Below are 18,780 nucleotides of genomic sequence, written 5' to 3' on the forward strand. Positions count from 1 at the left end.
TTGTCTCCAGCAGGCTTCGAGATGGGTCCCGCTACGCATGGTTACCTGCGCTAACGGCACTGTTCAAGTGGGTTCGCCGGTGGTGTAGTGGACGAAGAGGGGGATCCCCCGTACGAGGAGCAGGCAATGGCCAAGCCATTCAGAGGTCTCGTCAATCTCGACATTCGCGACTCGATCCCCGACTGGGGTCCGTACGAACAACCGAAGGCACCACCGGGGTCGCCGAACGTGCTCTACATCGTGCTCGACGACGTGGGGTTCGGGGCCCTGGGCTGCTACGGCGGCCCGATCGACACCCCGAACATCGACCGGATCGCGGCCAACGGTCTGCGCTACGGCCAGTGGCACACCACGGCGCTGTGTTCCCCGACCCGATCCTGCCTGCTGACCGGCCGCAACCACACCACCAACGGCATGGCATGCATCAGCGAGGCAGCAGTCGGCTTTCCCGGCGCGAACGGGCACATCCCGCCGGAATGCGCCACCCTCGCCGAGGTCCTGGTCGAGCAAGGGTTTTCCACCGCGATGGTCGGCAAATGGCATCTGTGTGCCGAGGACGAGATGAATTTGGCGTCCACCAAAAGGAATTGGCCGATCGGCCGCGGATTCGAGCGCTTCTACGGCTTCCTCGGCGCCGAGACGAACCAGTGGTATCCCGACCTGGTCCATGACAACCATCCCGTCGAGCAGCCTGCCACCCCGGAGCAGGGCTACCACTTCAGCGTCGACATCACCGACAGGGCCCTCGACTTCATCGGAGACGTCAAGGCGATCGCCCCGGACCGGCCGGTGTTCCTGTACTACGCGCCGGGCTGCGCCCACGCCCCGCACCAGGTGCCCCGCGAATGGGCAGACCGCTACCGCGGCCGGTTCGACGCCGGCTACGAGGCAATGCGGGAGCAGATTCTGGCTCGCCAGAAGGAGATGGGTCTGGTCCCCGCCGACACCGAGTTGCCGCCGCTGAACCCGATCGGCACCCCCGAGACCCGTAGCGGCCCCGACGGGGAGCCCTTCCCGGCATTGGACTACACCAAACCGTGGGACACCCTCTCCGCCGACGAGAAACGGCTGTTCGCCCGGATGGCCGAGGTGTATGCGGGATTCGTGTCGCACTGCGACGACCAGATCGGTCGGCTGCTGAACTATCTCGAGGACATCGAGCAGCTCGACAACACCATCATCGTGGTGGTCTCCGATAACGGCGCCAGCGGCGAAGGCGGTCCCACCGGGTCGGTCAACGAGAACAAGTTCGCCAACGGTGTAGCGGACGATCTGGCGGAAAATCTCGCCAAACTGGACGAGTTGGGTGGCACCAAGACCTACAACCACTATCCGAACGGGTGGGCGATGGCCTTCAATACCCCGTTCAAGATGTGGAAACGCTACTCGTTCAACGGTGGCACCGCCGACCCGTGCATATTCTCGTGGCCCGCAGGGATCGAAGCGCGGGGCGAGACCCGCGACCAGTACCACCACGCGGTCGACGTGGTCCCGACCTTGTTGGACTGCATCGGCATCGAACTCCCGGACACAGTGAAGGGATACACCCAGCATCCCCTGCAGGGTGTGAGCATGCGCTACAGCTTCGACGCCGCCACCATCCCCAGCGCAAAGCGCACCCAGTTCTATTCGATGTTGGGCACCCGGGGTATCTGGCACGACGGCTGGAAGGCCGTCACCACCCATCCGGCGATCAGCGGCTGGGGCCACTTCCCGGAGGACACCTGGGAGCTCTACCACTGCCAGGAGGACCGATCGGAACTTCGCGATCTTGCCGCCGAGGAGCCCGTGCGGCTCGCCGAGTTGGTCGGGTTGTGGTTCCACGACGCAGGTGCGAACCAGGCGTTGCCGCTCGACGATCGCGCTGCCGTCGAGATCGTCACCACCCCGCGCCCACAGCTTGCGCCGCCCCGCAACCGGTACGTCTACCGTCCCGGTGGAGCCGAGGTGCCCGAGTCTGTCGCGGTCAACATCCGCAACCGCTCGTACTCGATCGGCGCGCTCGTCGACATCCCAGAACCCGGCGCGACCGGGGTGCTGTTCTCCCATGGCGGCCGGTTCGGTGGGCACGCCCTCTATGTCAAGAACAATCGGTTGCACTACGTCTACAACTTCCTCGGCAGTGAGGAGCAGAAGATCAGTGCGTCCGAGGACCTGCCGACCGGGGAGAACCTGATCCTGGCGGCCTCGTTCGAGAAGGACGGTGAGGATCCGCCCGGCACCGCGCACGGCGTCGTGAGCCTGTACTACGGTGATCGCGAGGTCGGTGCGGGACGCATCAAAACCCAGGCCGGCAAGTTCAGTATCGCCGGCGAGGGGCTGCACGCCGGCCGTGACAGTGGGGAATCGGTCACTGACGACTACCCCGGATCCGCTCCGTGGGCGTTCACCGGTGGCACCTTGAAGCGGGTGGCCGTGGATGTCAGCGGCGAACCCTACGTCGACCTGGAACGTGAAGCTGTCGCGATGCTCTCCCGCGAGTGACCGCTGCCAGACCCTGACAGGACCGGTAGCCGAAGCCGTCTTCTCCCCGACCGAACTTGTGTCGAGAGGCTTCGGCTATCACGGTCTGACGATGCATCGGAAGCCGATGTGGCATGTGGAGGTCTCCTCGGTCTGGCCCTGACGCGCCGCCGGGCGATATCGCAGGCAGTAGTTCGGTGCACACAGGTAGGAGCCGCCTTTGATCACACGACGCGCGTAGGACTCGCCGGGTTCGGGCGTGGGTGCGACCGCCTCGCGTGGGTTGGCGGGAATGCAGCAGGCAGCTGCCGCTGCCACGGTTTTGCCCGCCTCGGAGTGGTCGGCGGTGTAGTAGTCCACCGTCCACTCCCACACATTGCCCGCCATATCGCAGAGTCGGTAGCCGTTCGGCGGGAACCGACCCACTGGCGACGTGCCCGCCACGCCGTCCCCATTGAGGTTCTCCCAAGGAAAACGGCCCTGCCAGACGTTGGCCGCGCGCCTGCCGCCGGGTTCGTGCGTGGCGCCCCACACGAACGGCTGCCGGTCGAGGCCACCCCGGGCGGCGAATTCCCACTCTGCTTCGGTCGGCAGTTCCTTACCGGCCCACTGGACGTAGGCCGAGGCGTCGAACCAGGACACGTGGGTGACCGGATGGCGTTGCCGTCCATCGAGAGTGCTGCCGGGTCCCTGCGGATGGCGCCAATCCGCACCCGGCGTAAACGACCACCAGCGCCGGTAGTCGTCGAGCGGCACCGGTCCTGGGGTGGAGGTGAACACCAAGGAACCGGGCACCAGCAACGACGAGTCTGCTTCGGGGTGTTGCGCCGGATCCGGCGGTGTCTCGGCGGTGGTGACGTATCCGGTGTCTTTGATGAACCGCCGGAACTCCGCCACTGTTACCTGATGGGTATCCATCCAGAAGCCATCTACGGTGGCCCGATGAATGGGGCTTTCTTCCGGATAGAAGCTTTGGGAGCCCATCCAGAAAGTCCCGCCCGGGATCCATTCCATGTTCTTCGGAGCCGCACGAGTCATAGAATTCAGCGTTTCATAGTTGGCTGCAGTACAGGAGGAATCGACGCGGTCAGTCGGCGGCGTCCCATCCCATCGTGACCAGCGCATGTTCGGTGAAGTTGCGTCGGGGCGCGCTAGTAACTTTTCGGGTCGTAGCCATTGCTGCGGTGGGTGTGGCGATGCACGCAAGAAGTCGCGACGCCGAAGAATGCCTAGTTCCGCGCGTCGTTCCGAGGCGGGAAAGCGCTGGGAACAATTTACGCACCTGGGTGGCGTCTGCGGTCGGTCGACTCGGCTCGCGATTCGCCCGGCCACCGCCCAGGCACCGGATCGATCGGTGTCGGTGCGAGCCGACAGCGCGCGGGCGTGCAGCAGTCGGCGCGCTGGGAGGCCGGCCATCGCCGCCGAAGCGGACCTGCGGCCGGTGCGCTACGCCGAGGATGACGACGACAACCGCCCGAATCGCGAACCCGTGCTCGCCGGCGGGCGTCGTCGAGCCGAGTCGGCCCGTACACCCGCGTCCGCGGGCAGGGGCGAATCGCCGTCCGACCGCTGTCGGACGCCCTATGTCACGGCGTCCGGCGACAGCCACGCCGGGCGAGGCCCGGCCGCCGTGCAGCGCCGTTCTCTGTGATCGGACCGAAGGGGATGGTGTGATTCTCAACGCATCGGATCCCATAGGGCCGCAGCGCCGTTCGACCGGCTATTGTCGTGATTGCCTCGAAATATGCGATCGCGGTGCAGGTCCTGGCCGGTCCCGGGAAATTCCGTAGCCGGGGCGCGCCGGACTGTTTTGCTGACAGGGCCTGCGGTGACCTGCGGATTCGTAGGAGTACGCCCACGACGGTGGATGTATGTCAGTTGGGTATGACATTGTCGGGAGCATTGCAACTGCATCCGAAGCAGTCGGCGGATGCCGTCGTCCTGCTGTATTCGGGTGCTGATGTACTTCAGCGCGTAGGATTTTGGACGATTTCCGCTTACGCGCGGAGTGCTGGACGACTCGGCGGGCAAGCAGGAGGGGCACAACACCATGACCTCGGATCGGTTGATCGCGGGACGGTATCGGATCACGGATCCGATCGGTACCGGTGCGATGGGGGTTGTGTGGCGGGGGACCGACGTCCGATTGCGCCGTACCGTCGCGGTGAAGCAACTGCTGCTCGCGCCGGGTCTGTCGCAGTCTGCCGCCATCGAGGCCAGGTTGCGGGCGATGCGGGAGGGTCGGATCGCGGCCCGCCTACATCATCCGAATGCGATCACTGTCTTCGATGTCGCCGAAGAGGATGGCCAGCCGTGGCTGGTGATGGAGTACATGAACGCCCCGAGTCTGGCGGCGAAACTGTCCGGCAAACGCACGCTTACGCCGATGGAAGTGGCCAAGATCGGCGCCCAGGCCGCCGGTGCGCTGGCCGCCGCGCACGATGCGGGCATCATGCACCGGGACGTGAAACCGGCGAATCTCCTTGTGGGCGATGACGGAACGGTGAAGATCACCGACTTCGGCATCTCCCGCGCGGTCGGCGATGTGACTGTCACCGCGACCGGTTTCCTGGCGGGCACACCGGCCTACCTGGCGCCGGAGGTGGCGCGCGGCGAGAATCCCGAGGCGGCCTCCGATGTATTCGCGCTCGGTTCCACGCTGTACGCGGCGGTCGAGGGTTCGCCGCCGTTCGGTGAGGGCGACAACGCGTTGGCGGTGCTGCATGCGGTGGCGCGCGGGGAGATACCGCCGCCGAAGCAGGCCGGCGCGCTCGGACCGGTGCTGCTGCGGCTGCTCGCGCCGACGATTGATGCGCGCCCCACCATGCGCGAGGCGCAGGAGGCCATGCAAGCCGTTGCCGCGGGCCGTATCCCGGCCTTGACACCGGCACCGACGAAGACGCTGCCGGCTCCGGGTGCGGACGTGACGACGGTGCTGGCCGCCCCTGGCTCCGATGGCGTCGCAGGGGCGGGCAATGCCAGCGGCGCCGCCGAGACGATTGCCCCCGCCGTGGTGTCGGGTGCTGCGCTGCCGAGCCGCTCGGGCGGCACGCTGCCCGGCGGCACCGCAGACAGTCAGTCGCGCGGGCGGTTGCTTGCTGTCGCGGCTATCGCGGTCGTCGCAGTGCTCATCGTGGTCGGCCTGATCGTGGCCTCGACCAACCGTGACGACACCGACGGCCCGACCGCCGGGTCGCCGACCGGTGCCGCCCGCTCTGGCACTGCGGAAAACTCCGCGGACCCGTCGACGAACGCCATCGGGCCCGCTCAGCAGGAGCCGTCCGCTGCATCGCAGCCGACGACCGCTCCGTCCTCGGCCTCGGTCACGCCGAGCTCATCGGTCAAACCGACCACCACCCGCCCGCAGGCCACCACCATCACCTCTACGCCGTTCGGGCCGCCGACGCCCGAACGGATCGCGCAATTCATCCAGGGCTACTACGGGATGCTGCCCGGCAATGTGGGCGCCGCCTGGTCCCAGTTGTCTCCCGCCTATCAGGCCCAGACCGGAGGTTATGACGCCTACACCAGGTTCTGGGGTTCGGTGCGATCGGTGAGTGTGGGTCCGGTCACGCCGAATGGTGAGAACCGAGCGGTCGCATCGCTGACGTACGTTATGACGACCGGCGAGACGAGGGTCGAGAACCGATGGATCCAGGTTGTCCCCGACGGGCAGCGAATGCTGGTCTCCGCGTCCGGGACCTAGGTGGGGTGCTGGGGGAGGGTGGTCGCGGACGTGAGTTTCCTTGCGGCAGTATCGGTTCGGTTGGACTGGCGGCTCTGGTTACGATGTCGGAGGCTTGGCATCAAGCCTCGAACGGGTGGGATTGCTGTGAAGATCCGACGCGTGATGACCGGTCTGATGACGGCCGTATTCGCGGTTTTGTCCGGAAGTGCGATTGCTCACGCCCAGACCGACGGGAGTCCGACCGAAGCGAGTGCTTCGAGAATCGGGATGAGTTGTACTATCGCGGAGTCGCCCGACTCCGCCTCCCCGCAGGTAATAGCAGATATTGCCTCCTGATTCCGAACATGGAGCCGAGTTCCCGATGGTTCGACACGGAAACGGCTCGCTGACCGCGGGTTCGGGCTCATGGTCGGCGTCAGGAAGGGGATAGTTTGATGACCACTCGCTCGGCGGCTGTGCTGTGGGACATGGATGGCACATTGCTGGACTCGGAGAAGCTGTGGGATGTCGGTGTCCGTGAGCTGGCGCGCGAGCACGGCCATGAGATGACCCAGGATCTGCGGCACGCATTGATAGGCGCTTCGGGGCCCGATGCGCTGCGCATCATGTTCGATGGTCTCGGTATCGCGCACACAGCCACTGCTGTTCGCGCCGCGGCCGAGTTCCTGGAGCGGCGGGTGGCCGAGCTGATGACAGGCCCGATTCCATGGCGTCCCGGCGCGAAAGACGCGCTGGCTCTGGTGCGGACGGCGGGACTTGCCACGGCACTGGTCACCAACACCAAACGCTCGCTCACCGAATTCGGGCTCGACACCCTCGGCCGTGACTTCTTCGACGCGTCGGTCTGCGGCGACGAGGTGGCCAACGGCAAACCCGAACCCGACATCTATCTGCGCGCCGCGGAGCTGCTCGGCGTCGACCCGCGCAACTGCATCGCCATCGAGGACTCGCCGACCGGCGCGCGTGCCGCCCAGGCCGCGGGCTGCGCGGTGATCGTGATCCCGTGCGAGATTCCGGTGCCGCAGCTGCCGGGCCGCGTGTTCCGTGATTCGCTGATCGGGTTGACTCTCGGTGATCTGCAGGACGCACTGTGCGTGCGTGACGCGACAGCGGGTTCGGCAGATTCCGACCGCGTTGATCTTGTTCTGCGTCACAACAATTCGGCCGACGTCATTGTGACCGACGGGTAGGCGTCGCCGCTGCCTGGAGAGTCTTAGTGAGATTTACTGTGCTGCAACACAAATGAGTGCTGCTAATAGTTGTGACCGTAGTCACGGGCAATCTTTCCGAATCCCGGGCGTGTCTGCGAATGCTGCACCAAGATTACGCCATGGCAGCGACGGGAGTGCTGGATGAAATCGTCGATACGGCACGATATTCGCTCGTGGACCCCGGGGGGTCTTCCTGGCGGAATGCGGTGGCGCGGGCGCGCGCGGAGTTGGCCGAGGTCGGCTGCACTGTGCTGCGGGAATTCATTCGACCGGAGCTGATCGAGACGCTGCGTGCGCAGGGGGAGGCCATAGCGCCCGAGGCGTATTACGAGGTCGAGCGGGTGAATGCCTACAACATTCCGCTGGATACCGAACTGCCGGAAGACCATCCGGGCCGGATTGTGCTCACCCGCGGAAATGCTTTCGTGCCGCGCGATCGCATCCCGGTCGACGCGCTGATCCATCGCCTCTACACCAGCGCGGTGTTCCAACGGTTCGTCGCGGATTGTTTCGGGCTGACCGAACTGCACGAATTCGCCGATCCGCTGGCCGGACTCTGTCTGAATGTCGTCGCGCCCGGAATGTCGCACCCGTGGCATTTCGACACCAACGAATTCACCGTCAGCATGCTGACCCAACCCGCCGAGGCGGGCGGTGTTTTCGAGTATTGCCCCAATATCCGCGCGACCGACGCCGAGAACCTCGACGACGTGCGTGAGGTGCTCACCGGCGCGGGAGCACGGCTGATCCGGCGACTGGACCTGCGGCCCGGCGATCTGCAGTTGTTCAAGGGCCGCTTCTCGCTGCACCGGGTGTCGCCGGTCGAGGGCGGGACGCAGCGACATTCGGCGATCTTCGCCTACACGAATCGTCCCGGTGTCATCGGCACTGTGGAGCGCACCCGCCAGCTGTTCGGGCGGGTGTTGCCCGACCACCTGGCCGCCGCGGCCGATGCCGTGCGAGGTGACCGATTGCTCGACTGAGTACAAGAACGCTGCCTGGGCAGTGCAGAGCTCGACCCGAGAGGAACGAACTAGTGCCAGTGCCGTTACACACGACCGGGAAAGCTTCCTTCGACGATATCTACACCCGTCCCGATCCCCGCGACTATTACGCCCGGATGGCCGAACTCGACTATCGGATTCCGGACCTGGCGAAACCGTTCTTCCAGCAACAGATTCGAGAGTACTGCGCCTCGGTGCGGGTCAGCACCCCGACGGTGCTCGACATCGGTTGCTCCTACGGCGTCAATGCGGCACTGCTGCGCCTGGACACCACCATCGGCGAACTCGCCGAGCACTACCGGCGGGCCGCAAGCGACCAGACCGCCCTCATCGCCAGCGATCGGGCGCGGCTGGCCGCGCAGGACCGGCTGTCCGAGGTTCGCTTCATCGGCATGGACGCCGCGGGGCCCGCCCTGGCCTATGCCGACGCCGCCGGATTCCTGCATGACACCGTGCACGCCGACCTGGAGGCCGCAGACCCGACCGAGCAGCAGCGTGCCATCCTGGCGACCGCGGATATCGTCGTGTCCACCGGCTGTATCGGTTACGTCACCGAAAAGACTTTGTCCCGGGTTGTGCTCGCGCACCCACACCGGCGGCCGTGGATGGCACACTTCGTCTTGCGCATGTTCAGCTTCGAGCCGATGGCCGCGGAGCTTGCTGCGCTCGGCTACCGCACCGAGCAGGCGCCCGGCATCTTCGAGCAACGCAGGTTCGCCTCCGACGCCGAACGCACGCAGGTGCTGAATACCCTGTCCGACAATGGCATCGACACCACCGATCACGAAGCCGAAGGCTGGCTCTACGCCAACCTGTACCTCTCCCGCCCACTAACCGAACCCGCCGACCCCGAGGAACTGCATTGAGTCAACGCACCTTCGCCGCCGACGAACACCTGCCCCGGGTGCCGCTGCCGACGCTGGAGGACAGCTGCGCCCGATTCCTGGCATGGTGCGCACCGCTGCTGACCGCCGATGAAATCGCCACGACCGAGGCGGCTGTCGCCGACCTGCTCCGCGCGGACGGCCCCGGCCGGACTCTGCACGCCGCGCTGGCGGAATACGACGCGACCCCGGGCGTCGGGAGCTGGCTGGACCTGTTCTGGCCGTCGCGCTACCTCGGCAGGCGCGATCGAATCGCCTTGAACGCCAACTTCTTCTTCCTCTTCCGTGACGACACACCGTTGGCCACCTCGACCGCTTCCGGTCAGGTGGAGCGTGCGGCGGGGATCGTCGCGGCCGCCGTCGACTACAAGCTGGCGCTGGACGTCGAGGACGTCCCGCCCGCCACCCAGCGCGGGCAGATGCTGACGATGTGGCAGCACAAATACCTGTTCTCCGAAACGCGGATTCCCGGCGCGGAACAGGATTCCGTACGGGTGCCCTACAGCGCGGAATGGCCGGGGCCCTCGCAGGCCGGGCACATCGTCGTGTTCTTCCGCGGGAGCATGTTCCGGATGGATGTGATCGGGCCCGACGGCGCACCGTACTCGCTCGACGACCTCGCCGACGGTCTGCGCGAGGTGTTGAAGGCGGGCGCGCGCTCGGCCCGCACCGACACCGCGGTCGGGCATCTCACCACCAAGGCGCGCGCCGAATGGGCGGCGAGCAGACAAGGGTTGCGCGCCGACCCGGTCAACATCGCGGCGCTGGACACCATCGAGACCGCTTTGTTCTGCCTGTGTCTGGAGGACTTCACCCCGCGCGACGACTTGCAGGCCTGCGATCAGCTGCTGCACGGCGACAGCGCCAACAGGTGGTTCGACAAGGCCGTGTCGTTCATCGTCTTCGGCGACGGACAGGCCGGCATCAATATCGAGCACTGCGGGTTGGACGGCACCACCATCCTGTCGTTCGTCGACACGCTGCTGGAAAAGCCCGCGCAAGAGCATGCCGACCGGTCCGGCGCACAGCCACAGGGGCTGCCCCCGGTCGAACCGATCGAGTTCGTGCTCGACGCCGCCCAGCGTGGCGATATCGCGGCGGCGGGTGCGGCCTTTTCTCGGTATGCCGCCGAGAATGCCACCACCACAGTCACTTTCGAGAACTTCGGCACCGCGCGGGCCAAGCAGCTCGGCATCTCGCCGGATGCCTTCGCGCAGTTGAGCTATCAGCTGGCCCATCGCCGCAGCAAAGGTCTCACCGGCGCCACCTACGAATCCATCGCGACACGCCAATACCGCAACGGCCGCACCGAGGCGATGCGGGTGGTGACCCCGCAGCTGGTGGCCTTCGTCGACGCTATGCAGGATCCCGCGACCGCTGCCGCCGACCGGGTGACCGCAGCACGGGCCGCGGCGGCCGCACACGTCGAGCGGGCCAAACAGTGCCAGGCGGGAGACGCCCCCGAACAGCACCTCTGGGAGCTGCAGTGGATTCAACGCCGCCGCGGCGTCGAACTCGGCGTCGAGGCGCCGATCGCGCTCTACGACAGTCCCGGCTGGACGATCATGCGCGACGACTATCTGAGCACCAGCTCGGCGCCGTCGGTCAACATCCGCTACTTCGGTTTCGGGTCCACCAGTCCCAAGTGCATCGGCGTCGCGTACGTGCTGCTGCCGGACCGGTGGAATCTGTACCTCGCGACGCCGCGCGCGGTAGCTAACGAGATGCATGCCTTCGCCGACCATCTGCGCACGGCTGTCGCTGATCTGGAGGCGCTGCTCGCGGGCGCGTGATCAGGCCGGTTCCGATGCTCCGGCCGTCGTGGTGTGGCGGCGGCCGGACCTCATCGGTGACCTGTGCGGTGACGCGCACACGCGGATGACGGGTCCGGTCGGCTGTCGCCGCCGGTGCCCTGCCGGGCAGCTGGCGGTCGGCGGAGATCACGGGTGGCGTAGCGGTGCGCGCGGACCACGGCAACGGGCCCGCGTGCGGGTCTGAAAGAATGACCTCTCGTGAAGAACTTCGAAACCCTGTTCGCCGAGCTCCAGGACCGTGCAGTTACCCGCCCCGAGGGGTCGGGGACTGTCGCTGCGCTGGACGCAGGCGTACATAGCCAGGGTAAGAAGGTGCTCGAGGAAGCCGGTGAAGTGTGGCTCGCCGCCGAGCACGAGAGCGACGAGTCGCTCGCGGAGGAGATCTCGCAACTGCTCTATTGGGTCCAGGTGCTGATGGTCGGCCGCGGATTGAAGCTCGAAGACGTGTACCGACATCTGTGACGGTCGCCGGATTCCGTAGTTTCTCCCTTCCGAAAGGACACCCTCCCCATGCTGCGCGTCGCAGTCCCCAATAAAGGCGCCCTGTCCGAATCCGCCACCTCGATCCTGTCGGAGGCCGGTTACCGCAAGCGCACCGACTCCCGCGACCTGACCGTCCTCGATCCGGCCAACCAGGTGGAGTTCTTCTTTCTGCGGCCCAAGGACATCGCCATCTACGTCGGGTCGGGCGAGCTCGACCTCGGCATCACCGGTCGCGATCTCGCGCTGGATTCCGGTGCCACCGTCCAGGAACGGCTCTCGCTCGGCTTCGGCCGCTCCACCTTCCGCTACGCGGCCCCGGCCGGTCGCGAATGGAAGGTCGAGGAACTCTACGACAAGCGCATCGCTACCTCCTACCCGAACCTGGTACTCAGCGATCTGCGTGCCCGCGGCATCGAGGCCGAGGTGATCCGCCTCGACGGCGCGGTCGAGATCTCCATCCAGCTCGGCGTCGCCGACGCCATTGCCGATGTGGTCGGCTCCGGGCGCACGCTGCGTCAGCACAATCTGGTTGCCTTCGGTGAGACGCTGTGCGATTCCGAGGGCGTGCTGATCGAACGCACCGGCTCCGATCAGAAGGACCGCGCGCGCAACCAGCTCATCGCGCGCGTTCAGGGCGTGGTGTTCGCACAGCAGTACCTGATGCTGGATTACGACTGCCCGAAGGAGCTCCTGGACGCCGCGGTACAAATCACGCCGGGTCTGGAGTCACCGACGGTCTCGCCGCTGACCGATCCCGGGTGGGTCGCTGTTCGTGCCCTGGTGCCGCGTAAGCAGGGCAACGAGGTCATGGATCAGCTGGCCGAGTTGGGTGCCAAGGCGATTCTCGCCACCGATATCCGGTCCTGCCGCGCCTTCTGAGGCGCCTCGATCGGGCGTGGGTGCGGTCTGGGTCGTGTTTGCTGCCCGAGAATGGCCGATGCGCGCGATTTCGTCGCCATCGCATCGGCCGTTCGGTGCGTCCGAGTTGCCGAGCGTTCGGGGCCGTGAGCGGGTGTCTTGCGGACACACGCGGTCGTTTTGTCTTGTCCGGGTGATTAATTCACGGTGAACGCAACCGGTGTGTTGCCTCTTCGAACGTTGCTATCGTGCGGCCTTTCGATGAGGAACGCAAGGAGCACACCGTGTCACAGACACCGCCTGAGGAACGTTCGGGCAGCACATTCGCGTGGAGTGAGGACTGGTTGGCGGCAATTGTCGGACTGGCCCTCATTGCGCTGGTTCTCCGCGGCGTCATCCCGGATTGGCTGGTGCCGTGATGTCGGAGGTCGATGCCGATGTACCTGCGGCAGCCGAAGATGACACCACGATCGACACCGAGCAGCCTGCGGCGACAAACGACGCCCCTGCGCAGCCGGACACCGGTGCCCCGCTGCGGTCGGAAACCGCTGCGCTGCAGGCGATCGCCCGCCCGACGGTGACGGAGGTGGTGGCAGGCATTGCCGTCGTCGTCCTGCTCGGTGCGCTCACCCGCTACGTCGACACCCATGTGCCGCGCTGGGCCCTCGACACTCCGCTCCAGCGGGTTGCCAGGTCTATCGAGTTCCCGGTCTACGCGATCGCCATCGGCCTGCTCGGTAATGGGATACTCGCCAAACTCGACCTGCGCGAACGGATTTCGGCCGGCTTCCGCACCGAGTTCTTCATCAAGACCGGTGTGGTGCTGCTCGGCGCATCGATCAACCTGAAGATTCTGATGACCGCCGCGGGTCCATCGATCCTGCAGGCGCTGCTGCTGATCACCTCGGTGTTCGCCTTCACCTGGTGGCTGGGCGGTCGGCTCGGGCTCGACGACAAACTGCGTGCCCTACTGTCGTCCGCGGTGTCGATCTGCGGCGTGAGCGCGGCAATCGCGGCCGCGGGCGCGGTGCAGGCCCGACGTGAGCAGATCGCCTATGCCGCGTCGCTGGTGATCATTTTCGCGCTGCCTTCGATCTTCGTATTGCCGTGGCTCGCTGATGTTTTCGGACTGTCGGACGCCGTGGCAGGAGCATGGATCGGCGGCAATATCGACACCACGGCTGCCGTCGCCGCCTCCGGCGCCATCGCGGGGGAGAAGGCGCTACAGATCGCCACCATCGTGAAGACCACCCAGAACGCACTGATCGGCGTTGTCGCGATCGCGCTGACTGCCTACTTCACCCTGCGGGTGGAGCGGGGCGCGGGCGCGGCGCGGCCGTCGCTCGGGCAGTTCTGGGGGCGGTTTCCGAAGTTCGTGATCGGCTTCGTGGCCACCTCCGTTATCGGCACCCTCTACCTGCAGTCGGTGGACAAGAAGACCGGTGCGGCCCACATCATGATCATCAACGACCTGCGCACCTGGTTTCTGATCTTCGCGTTCGTATCTATCGGCCTGGAGTTCTCGCTGCGCGGCCTGCGCGAAGCGGGTTGGCGCCCGATTGCGGTCTTCGGTTCGGCTGTTGTGGTGAATCTTCTTGTCGGCCTCGTTCTTTCGGTGCTGCTGTTCCACAATTTCACGGTGTGACCGGCGCGTGCCGCAGCCATTTGTCGGTGGGTGCGGCCGCGGTGACCAGCGGTCGATTGCTCACGAAATGTTCATGATTCATTCCCGACACTGGATGCCGACAGTATCGGAAGATGTCTGGGGCACTGCGGTGTCAGGTGAATATCGGAGGACAGTGATGGACGTCGGCGTCGAAACGGGCCGCTCCTGGTGGAGAATTCGAAATCTGCTGGCCGCCGCGGGAGACATGGTGGGCGTGCTGGTGTTGAGTGGGGCAGTCTATGTGCTCGGATCCCCTGGCGGCGCGCTAGTTGCACTGCTGTCGTTCCGCACGAAGTAGGCGCTCATTCGGAGACCGCGTCGGCCAGCGTCTCGACCACTGATTCGCGGGTTCCGCCATCCGGCCAACCGGGGTATGGCGGGGGTGTGCCGCCGAATTCGGGGCACAGGTTTTTGTAGGCACAGTAGCCGCAGAGCCAGCTGGTGCTCGGGCGGAAGTCACCGGTGCGGCCCGCCTCGAGAATCGCCTGCCACAGCGCGGAGAGGGTGCGTTCGAAGCGCAGCAACTCGTCCTCGTCGGGGGCGTAGGTGAGCAGCTGTTCGTCGGCCAGGTAGATCAGTCGTAGTTGGGTGGGCAGGATGCCGCGGGTGCGCAGCACGACCAGCGCGTAGAACTTCAGCTGGAACAGCGCCTTGGCCTCCTGCGTCACTCCCGGCGCGCGACCGGTCTTGTAGTCGACCACGCGGAGCTGACCGGTGGGCGCGACATCGATGCGGTCGACGAAGCCGCGCAACAGTACTCCGTCGTCGAGTTCGACCTCGACTCTCGACTCGCAGGATTCCGGGTCGAACCGGGTCGGGTCTTCGAGCCGGTAGTACGTTTCGACCAGTGCGCGCACCTCGCCGAGGAATTCGTCAAGACCCGCGTCGGCCACGAGTTCTGCGATTTCGGGTTGTTCGGCGAGCACGCGGGCCCAGGCCGGTTCGGCGAGCAGCGCGGCGCGCTCGGGCCCGCGCTCGGCGGCCGGAAGCCCGTACAGGTCCTCCAGCACCGCATGCACCACCGTGCCGCGCACGGCAGTGCGCGACGGCGGCTCCGGGATCCGATCGATGGCGCGGAAGCGGTATTTCAGTGGACACTGCTTGAAATCCATTGCGCGCGAAGGGGACAATGCCGGCCGGGAGCGATCCGACATCGCTCCGGGCACGGGCGCCGGGTCGGCGTCGGCGGGGGGCGTGGTCACGGGCACTGGCATACCTGGCAGGCTATCCGGCGGTACCGACACGCCGGTGCCAACACTGTAGGACCGCATCGACCGATCGAAACGGAGATTCATGACGGCCAGACGGACCGGGCCATTCACCACCGGTGACCGGGTACAGCTGACCGATGCCAAAGGGCGCCTCTACACAGTGGTGCTGGAACCCGGCAAGGAGTTCCACACGCATCGCGGCGGGATCAAGCACGACAGCCTGATCGGCGCCGACGAGGGCACGGTGGTGAACTCGACGAACGGCACGCCCTATCTGGCGCTGCGCCCATTGCTGGTCGATTATGTGCTGTCGATGCCGCGCGGCGCCGCCGTGATCTACCCGAAGGACGCCGCGCAGATCGTGCACGAGGGCGATATGTTCCCCGGTGCGCGGGTGTTGGAGGCCGGGGCAGGCTCCGGCGCGCTGACATGTTCGCTACTTCGCGCGGTCGGTCCGCAAGGCGAAGTTATCTCCTACGAGATCCGCGATGACCACGCCGAGCACGCCGTACGCAATGTCGAAACGTTCTTCGGCGAACGTCCGGCTAACTGGTCGCTGACCGTTGCGGACGTCGCGGCCTATGACGGTCCGCCGGTCGATCGCGTCGTGCTCGACATGCTCGCCCCATGGGATGCGCTGCCCGCGGTGAGTAAGGCACTGGTGCCCGGCGGTGTGCTGATCGTCTATGTGGCCACCGTCACACAGCTGTCGAAAGTCGTGGAGGCATTGCGCGAGCAGGAGTGCTGGACTGAGCCGCGCTCATGGGAATCGATGGTGCGTGGCTGGCATGTGGTCGGTCTTGCGGTCCGGCCGGAACATCGCATGCAGGGTCACACCGCGTTCCTGGTGAGCGCACGGCGCCTGGCCGAGGGCACCGTGACGCCGAAGCCGCAGCGCAGGCCGTCCAAGGGCTGATGTAGCGAGCGACATGACCGATCGAACACAGAACCGCCCTCGTCCCGTTGTATCGGGCGAGGGCGGCCTCGGGTCCGTGCTCGCTACGGCGTGCAGGGCGCCTGGGCGAAGCCGAGCATGGTGCACGCAGTGGCATCGGAGAGCTTCCACTTGCCATCGACGTGTTCCCAGGTCATCGGCATGGCCGGGGCGGCTCCGTGTGGGGAGGTGATGACGACCTGTGCGGTCGCGGTGGTGCCTTCGACCTTGACGTCGGTGACGGCGAAGGTGAGCGTGCCGTAGCCGGCGAGCGCCTGGTTCATCTGGTCGATATTGGTGGTCCGCTTGTCGCCGTCGACGATGATCGCGGTCTTCTCGGCAGTCGACTTGGCAGGGTCGGCCATCAGCGCCAGGGTCGCCTTCAACTCGTCGGCCGTCGGCGCCGTGGCGGCGCCGTGTGCACCGTGGTCGGTGCTGGTGGCCACCGCGCTGGTGGTTGTCGCCGTTGCGGTGTCGGACTTGTCGTCGGAGCCACAGGCGGTCAGCCCGAGGGTAACGATGATGGCCGCTGCGGCGGTAGCCACGGAAACGCGCAGTGTCCTGGCGGGAAGGAGCATCGTCAGCAACCTTTCGGTTCAGTCGGCGAAATAGGTCGCCGGAAGCAGGTTAGGGCAGGCTAACATGGTTCGTCCGGCCGCTGGCCGCAGCCTAGATGTGATCACGACGAAACCATGTCGGAAAGCGAGAACAGTTCACGCCCGGTAGCGTTGATAGACCGGGACTGGGAGGAGCAGCACATGAGCCCCATCGAGAATTCGGATTCGGCGGCCTGGAGAGAGCTCGAGGCGGTACGCGCCGAAGCGGCTGCACTCCGAAGGCAACTTGCCGATTCGCCGGATCATGCACGGGAATTGGAAGCCCGCATCGATTCGCTGACCATTCGCAACGGCAAGCTGATGGACACACTCAAGGAAGCGCGGCAGCAGCTGGTCGCGTTGCGTGAGGAAGTCGATCGGCTAGGTCAGCCACCGAGCGGATACGGCGTTCTGATCGGCGTGTACGAGGATCAGACGGTCGACGTGTTCACCTCGGGTCGCAAGATGCGGTTGACGTGTTCACCGAACATCGACACCACGACCCTCGAATACGGCCAGACCGTCCGCCTCAACGAGGCACTGACGGTTGTCGAGGCAAACTACTTCGACAAGGTCGGCGAGATCGGCACCCTGCGTGAGATCCTCGACGACGGCCGCCGGGCACTTGTCGTCGGCCACGCCGATGAAGAGCGTGTGGTGTGGTTGGCGGGTCCGCTTGCCAAGGTCGCCGAGGTCGACGATATGGACGACCCCGATTCGCCCATTCGCAAGCTGCGCCCTGGCGACTCGCTCTTGGTGGATACCAAGGCGGGCTTTGCTTTTGAGCGCATTCCCAAAGCGGAGGTCGAAGACCTCGTGCTGGAGGAAGTACCCGATGTCGACTACACCGACATCGGTGGCCTCGGTCGCCAGATCGAGCAGATCCGCGACGCGGTGGAACTGCCCTTCCTGCACAAGGAGCTGTTCCGTGAGTACGCGCTGCGCCCGCCCAAGGGTGTGCTGCTCTATGGTCCGCCCGGCTGCGGCAAGACGCTGATCGCGAAGGCGGTGGCCAACTCGCTGGCCAAGAAGATCGCCGAGTCCCGTGGTGAAGATGCCAAAGAAGCGAAGTCGTTCTTCCTCAACATCAAGGGCCCCGAGCTGCTGAACAAGTTCGTGGGTGAGACCGAGCGCCATATCCGGATCATCTTCCAGCGGGCACGGGAGAAGGCGTCCGAAGGCACGCCGGTGATCGTGTTCTTCGACGAGATGGACTCGATCTTCCGTACGCGCGGATCGGGCGTGTCCTCCGATGTGGAGACCACGGTCGTGCCGCAGTTGCTGTCGGAGATCGACGGTGTCGAGGGCCTCGAGAATGTCATCGTGATCGGTGCTTCCAACCGCGAGGACATGATCGACCCCGCGATCCTGCGACCCGGTCGTCTCGACGTGAAGATCAAGATCGAGCGGCCGGACGCGGAATCGGCGCAGGACATCTTCTCGAAGTACCTGACCGAGTTCCTGCCGCTACACCAGGACGATCTCGCCGAGTTCGACGGCGACAAGGCCAAGTGCATCCGAGCGATGATCGAACGGGTCGTCGACCGGATGTACGCCGAGAGCGAGGACAACCGCTTCCTGGAGGTCACCTACGCCAACGGTGACAAGGAAGTCCTGTACTTCAAGGACTTCAACTCCGGTGCCATGATCCAGAACATCGTGGACCGCTCCAAGAAGTACGCCATCAAGGCGGTGCTCGACACCGGCAGCCCGGGTCTGCGCATCCAGCATCTCTACGATTCGATCGTGGACGAGTTCTCCGAGAACGAGGACCTGCCCAACACCACGAATCCCGATGACTGGGCTCGCATTTCAGGTAAGAAGGGTGAGCGGATCGTTTACATCCGTACGCTGGTGACCGGCAAGAACGCCTCGGCCAGTCGCGCGATCGACACCGAGTCGAATACGGGTCAGTACCTGTAGGTCGAGATCGAGGGCCGCGCTTTCCATGGGAGCGCGGCCTTTTGG

16 protein-coding genes are annotated in these 18,780 nt (G+C 65.6%); 13 read left to right on the forward strand and 3 right to left on the reverse strand.

All coding sequences use genetic code 11. The features are described from left to right. The first annotated feature begins 126 nt into the window (after positions 1 to 126). Complete coding sequence (locus tag AB0M74_RS10815) at positions 127 to 2,484, forward strand: arylsulfatase (RefSeq protein WP_364904577.1); 2,358 nt, start codon at positions 127 to 129, stop codon at positions 2,482 to 2,484. 78 nt (positions 2,485 to 2,562) lie between these two features. Here AB0M74_RS10815 and AB0M74_RS10820 read toward each other — a convergent pair whose 3' ends face one another. Continuing rightward, the gene (locus tag AB0M74_RS10820) at positions 2,563 to 3,501 is read right to left on the reverse strand and encodes a formylglycine-generating enzyme family protein (RefSeq protein ID WP_364904580.1); all 939 of its coding nucleotides are present in this window, start codon (positions 3,499 to 3,501) and stop codon (positions 2,563 to 2,565) included. A 970-nt stretch (positions 3,502 to 4,471) separates the two neighbouring features. Here AB0M74_RS10820 and AB0M74_RS10825 point away from each other — a divergent pair. The 10 genes from AB0M74_RS10825 to AB0M74_RS10870 all read left to right on the forward strand — a co-directional run bounded on the left by AB0M74_RS10825 (position 4,472) and on the right by AB0M74_RS10870 (position 14,369). Then, positions 4,472 to 6,169, forward strand: a complete 1,698-nt coding sequence (locus tag AB0M74_RS10825) for a protein kinase (protein WP_364904583.1) — start codon at positions 4,472 to 4,474, stop codon at positions 6,167 to 6,169. A 416-nt stretch (positions 6,170 to 6,585) separates the two neighbouring features. Beyond that, complete coding sequence (locus tag AB0M74_RS10830; RefSeq protein ID WP_364904586.1) at positions 6,586 to 7,341, forward strand: HAD family phosphatase; 756 nt, start codon at positions 6,586 to 6,588, stop codon at positions 7,339 to 7,341. A 140-nt stretch (positions 7,342 to 7,481) separates the two neighbouring features. Continuing rightward, positions 7,482 to 8,345, forward strand: coding sequence for an arpA protein (locus AB0M74_RS10835; protein WP_364904589.1), 864 nt, complete (start codon positions 7,482 to 7,484; stop codon positions 8,343 to 8,345). Positions 8,346 to 8,398: 53 nt separating this feature from the next. After that, positions 8,399 to 9,232 carry a class I SAM-dependent methyltransferase gene (locus tag AB0M74_RS10840; RefSeq protein ID WP_364904591.1) on the forward strand — a complete coding sequence of 278 codons (834 nt, stop codon included), beginning with the start codon at positions 8,399 to 8,401 and terminating at the stop codon, positions 9,230 to 9,232. Continuing rightward, positions 9,229 to 11,043, forward strand: a complete 1,815-nt coding sequence (locus AB0M74_RS10845) for a choline/carnitine O-acyltransferase (RefSeq protein WP_364904594.1) — start codon at positions 9,229 to 9,231, stop codon at positions 11,041 to 11,043. The genes AB0M74_RS10840 and AB0M74_RS10845 overlap by 4 nt, the downstream gene beginning before the upstream one ends. A 219-nt stretch (positions 11,044 to 11,262) precedes the next feature. Continuing rightward, entirely contained in the window at positions 11,263 to 11,526 is a 264-nt protein-coding gene (locus AB0M74_RS10850) for a phosphoribosyl-ATP diphosphatase (protein WP_040735712.1), read from the forward strand. A gap of 48 nt (positions 11,527 to 11,574) precedes the next feature. Continuing rightward, complete coding sequence (hisG, locus tag AB0M74_RS10855; RefSeq protein ID WP_364904596.1) at positions 11,575 to 12,426, forward strand: ATP phosphoribosyltransferase; 852 nt, start codon at positions 11,575 to 11,577, stop codon at positions 12,424 to 12,426. Positions 12,427 to 12,689: 263 nt separating this feature from the next. Further along, positions 12,690 to 12,824, forward strand: coding sequence for a hypothetical protein (locus AB0M74_RS10860; protein WP_364904599.1), 135 nt, complete (start codon positions 12,690 to 12,692; stop codon positions 12,822 to 12,824). Beyond that, positions 12,824 to 14,050, forward strand: coding sequence for a putative sulfate exporter family transporter (locus tag AB0M74_RS10865; RefSeq protein ID WP_364904602.1), 1,227 nt, complete (start codon positions 12,824 to 12,826; stop codon positions 14,048 to 14,050). Before AB0M74_RS10860 ends, AB0M74_RS10865 begins: the two co-directional genes overlap by 1 nt. Positions 14,051 to 14,207: 157 nt before the next feature. Further along, positions 14,208 to 14,369 (forward strand): hypothetical protein, encoded by a 162-nt coding sequence (locus tag AB0M74_RS10870; protein WP_364904605.1) that lies wholly within the window; start codon positions 14,208 to 14,210, stop codon positions 14,367 to 14,369. Positions 14,370 to 14,373: 4 nt separating this feature from the next. Here AB0M74_RS10870 and AB0M74_RS10875 read toward each other — a convergent pair whose 3' ends face one another. Further along, positions 14,374 to 15,225: a RecB family exonuclease gene (locus AB0M74_RS10875; protein WP_364904834.1), complete on the reverse strand. Its 852-nt coding sequence runs from the start codon at positions 15,223 to 15,225 to the stop codon at positions 14,374 to 14,376. 139 nt (positions 15,226 to 15,364) lie between these two features. Here AB0M74_RS10875 and AB0M74_RS10880 point away from each other — a divergent pair, with 139 nt between their 5' ends. Further along, positions 15,365 to 16,198: a tRNA (adenine-N1)-methyltransferase gene (locus AB0M74_RS10880; RefSeq protein ID WP_364904607.1), complete on the forward strand. Its 834-nt coding sequence runs from the start codon at positions 15,365 to 15,367 to the stop codon at positions 16,196 to 16,198. An 83-nt stretch (positions 16,199 to 16,281) separates the two neighbouring features. On the opposite strand, the gene AB0M74_RS10885 is transcribed toward AB0M74_RS10880, so the two are convergent. After that, positions 16,282 to 16,794: a hypothetical protein gene (locus AB0M74_RS10885; protein WP_364904610.1), complete on the reverse strand. Its 513-nt coding sequence runs from the start codon at positions 16,792 to 16,794 to the stop codon at positions 16,282 to 16,284. A 180-nt stretch (positions 16,795 to 16,974) separates the two neighbouring features. On the opposite strand from AB0M74_RS10885, the gene arc reads away from it, so the two are divergent. Next, on the forward strand, positions 16,975 to 18,735 hold the full coding sequence (arc, locus tag AB0M74_RS10890) for a proteasome ATPase (protein ID WP_364904613.1): 1,761 nt from the start codon (positions 16,975 to 16,977) through the stop codon (positions 18,733 to 18,735). The last annotated feature ends 45 nt before the right edge of the window (positions 18,736 to 18,780 follow it).

Origin of the sequence: Nocardia sp. NPDC051463, assembly GCF_040681975.1 — a bacterium.
GTDB lineage: Bacteria > Actinomycetota > Actinomycetes > Mycobacteriales > Mycobacteriaceae > Nocardia.

What these genes read in the sequence shown, in the direction of transcription:
- AB0M74_RS10815 (WP_364904577.1), top strand. Translation starts at nt 127, where the DNA reads ATGGCCAAGCCATTCAGAGGTCTCGTCAATCTCGACATTCGCGACTCG.
- AB0M74_RS10820 (WP_364904580.1), bottom strand. Translation starts at nt 3,501, where the DNA reads ATGACTCGTGCGGCTCCGAAGAACATGGAATGGATCCCGGGCGGGACT.
- AB0M74_RS10830 (WP_364904586.1), top strand. Translation starts at nt 6,586, where the DNA reads ATGACCACTCGCTCGGCGGCTGTGCTGTGGGACATGGATGGCACATTG.
- AB0M74_RS10835 (WP_364904589.1), top strand. Translation starts at nt 7,482, where the DNA reads ATGGCAGCGACGGGAGTGCTGGATGAAATCGTCGATACGGCACGATAT.
- hisG (WP_364904596.1), top strand. Translation starts at nt 11,575, where the DNA reads ATGCTGCGCGTCGCAGTCCCCAATAAAGGCGCCCTGTCCGAATCCGCC.
- AB0M74_RS10865 (WP_364904602.1), top strand. Translation starts at nt 12,824, where the DNA reads ATGTCGGAGGTCGATGCCGATGTACCTGCGGCAGCCGAAGATGACACC.
- AB0M74_RS10870 (WP_364904605.1), top strand. Translation starts at nt 14,208, where the DNA reads ATGGACGTCGGCGTCGAAACGGGCCGCTCCTGGTGGAGAATTCGAAAT.
- AB0M74_RS10875 (WP_364904834.1), bottom strand. Translation starts at nt 15,225, where the DNA reads ATGTCGGATCGCTCCCGGCCGGCATTGTCCCCTTCGCGCGCAATGGAT.
- AB0M74_RS10880 (WP_364904607.1), top strand. Translation starts at nt 15,365, where the DNA reads ATGACGGCCAGACGGACCGGGCCATTCACCACCGGTGACCGGGTACAG.
- AB0M74_RS10885 (WP_364904610.1), bottom strand. Translation starts at nt 16,794, where the DNA reads ATGCTCCTTCCCGCCAGGACACTGCGCGTTTCCGTGGCTACCGCCGCA.
- arc (WP_364904613.1), top strand. Translation starts at nt 16,975, where the DNA reads ATGAGCCCCATCGAGAATTCGGATTCGGCGGCCTGGAGAGAGCTCGAG.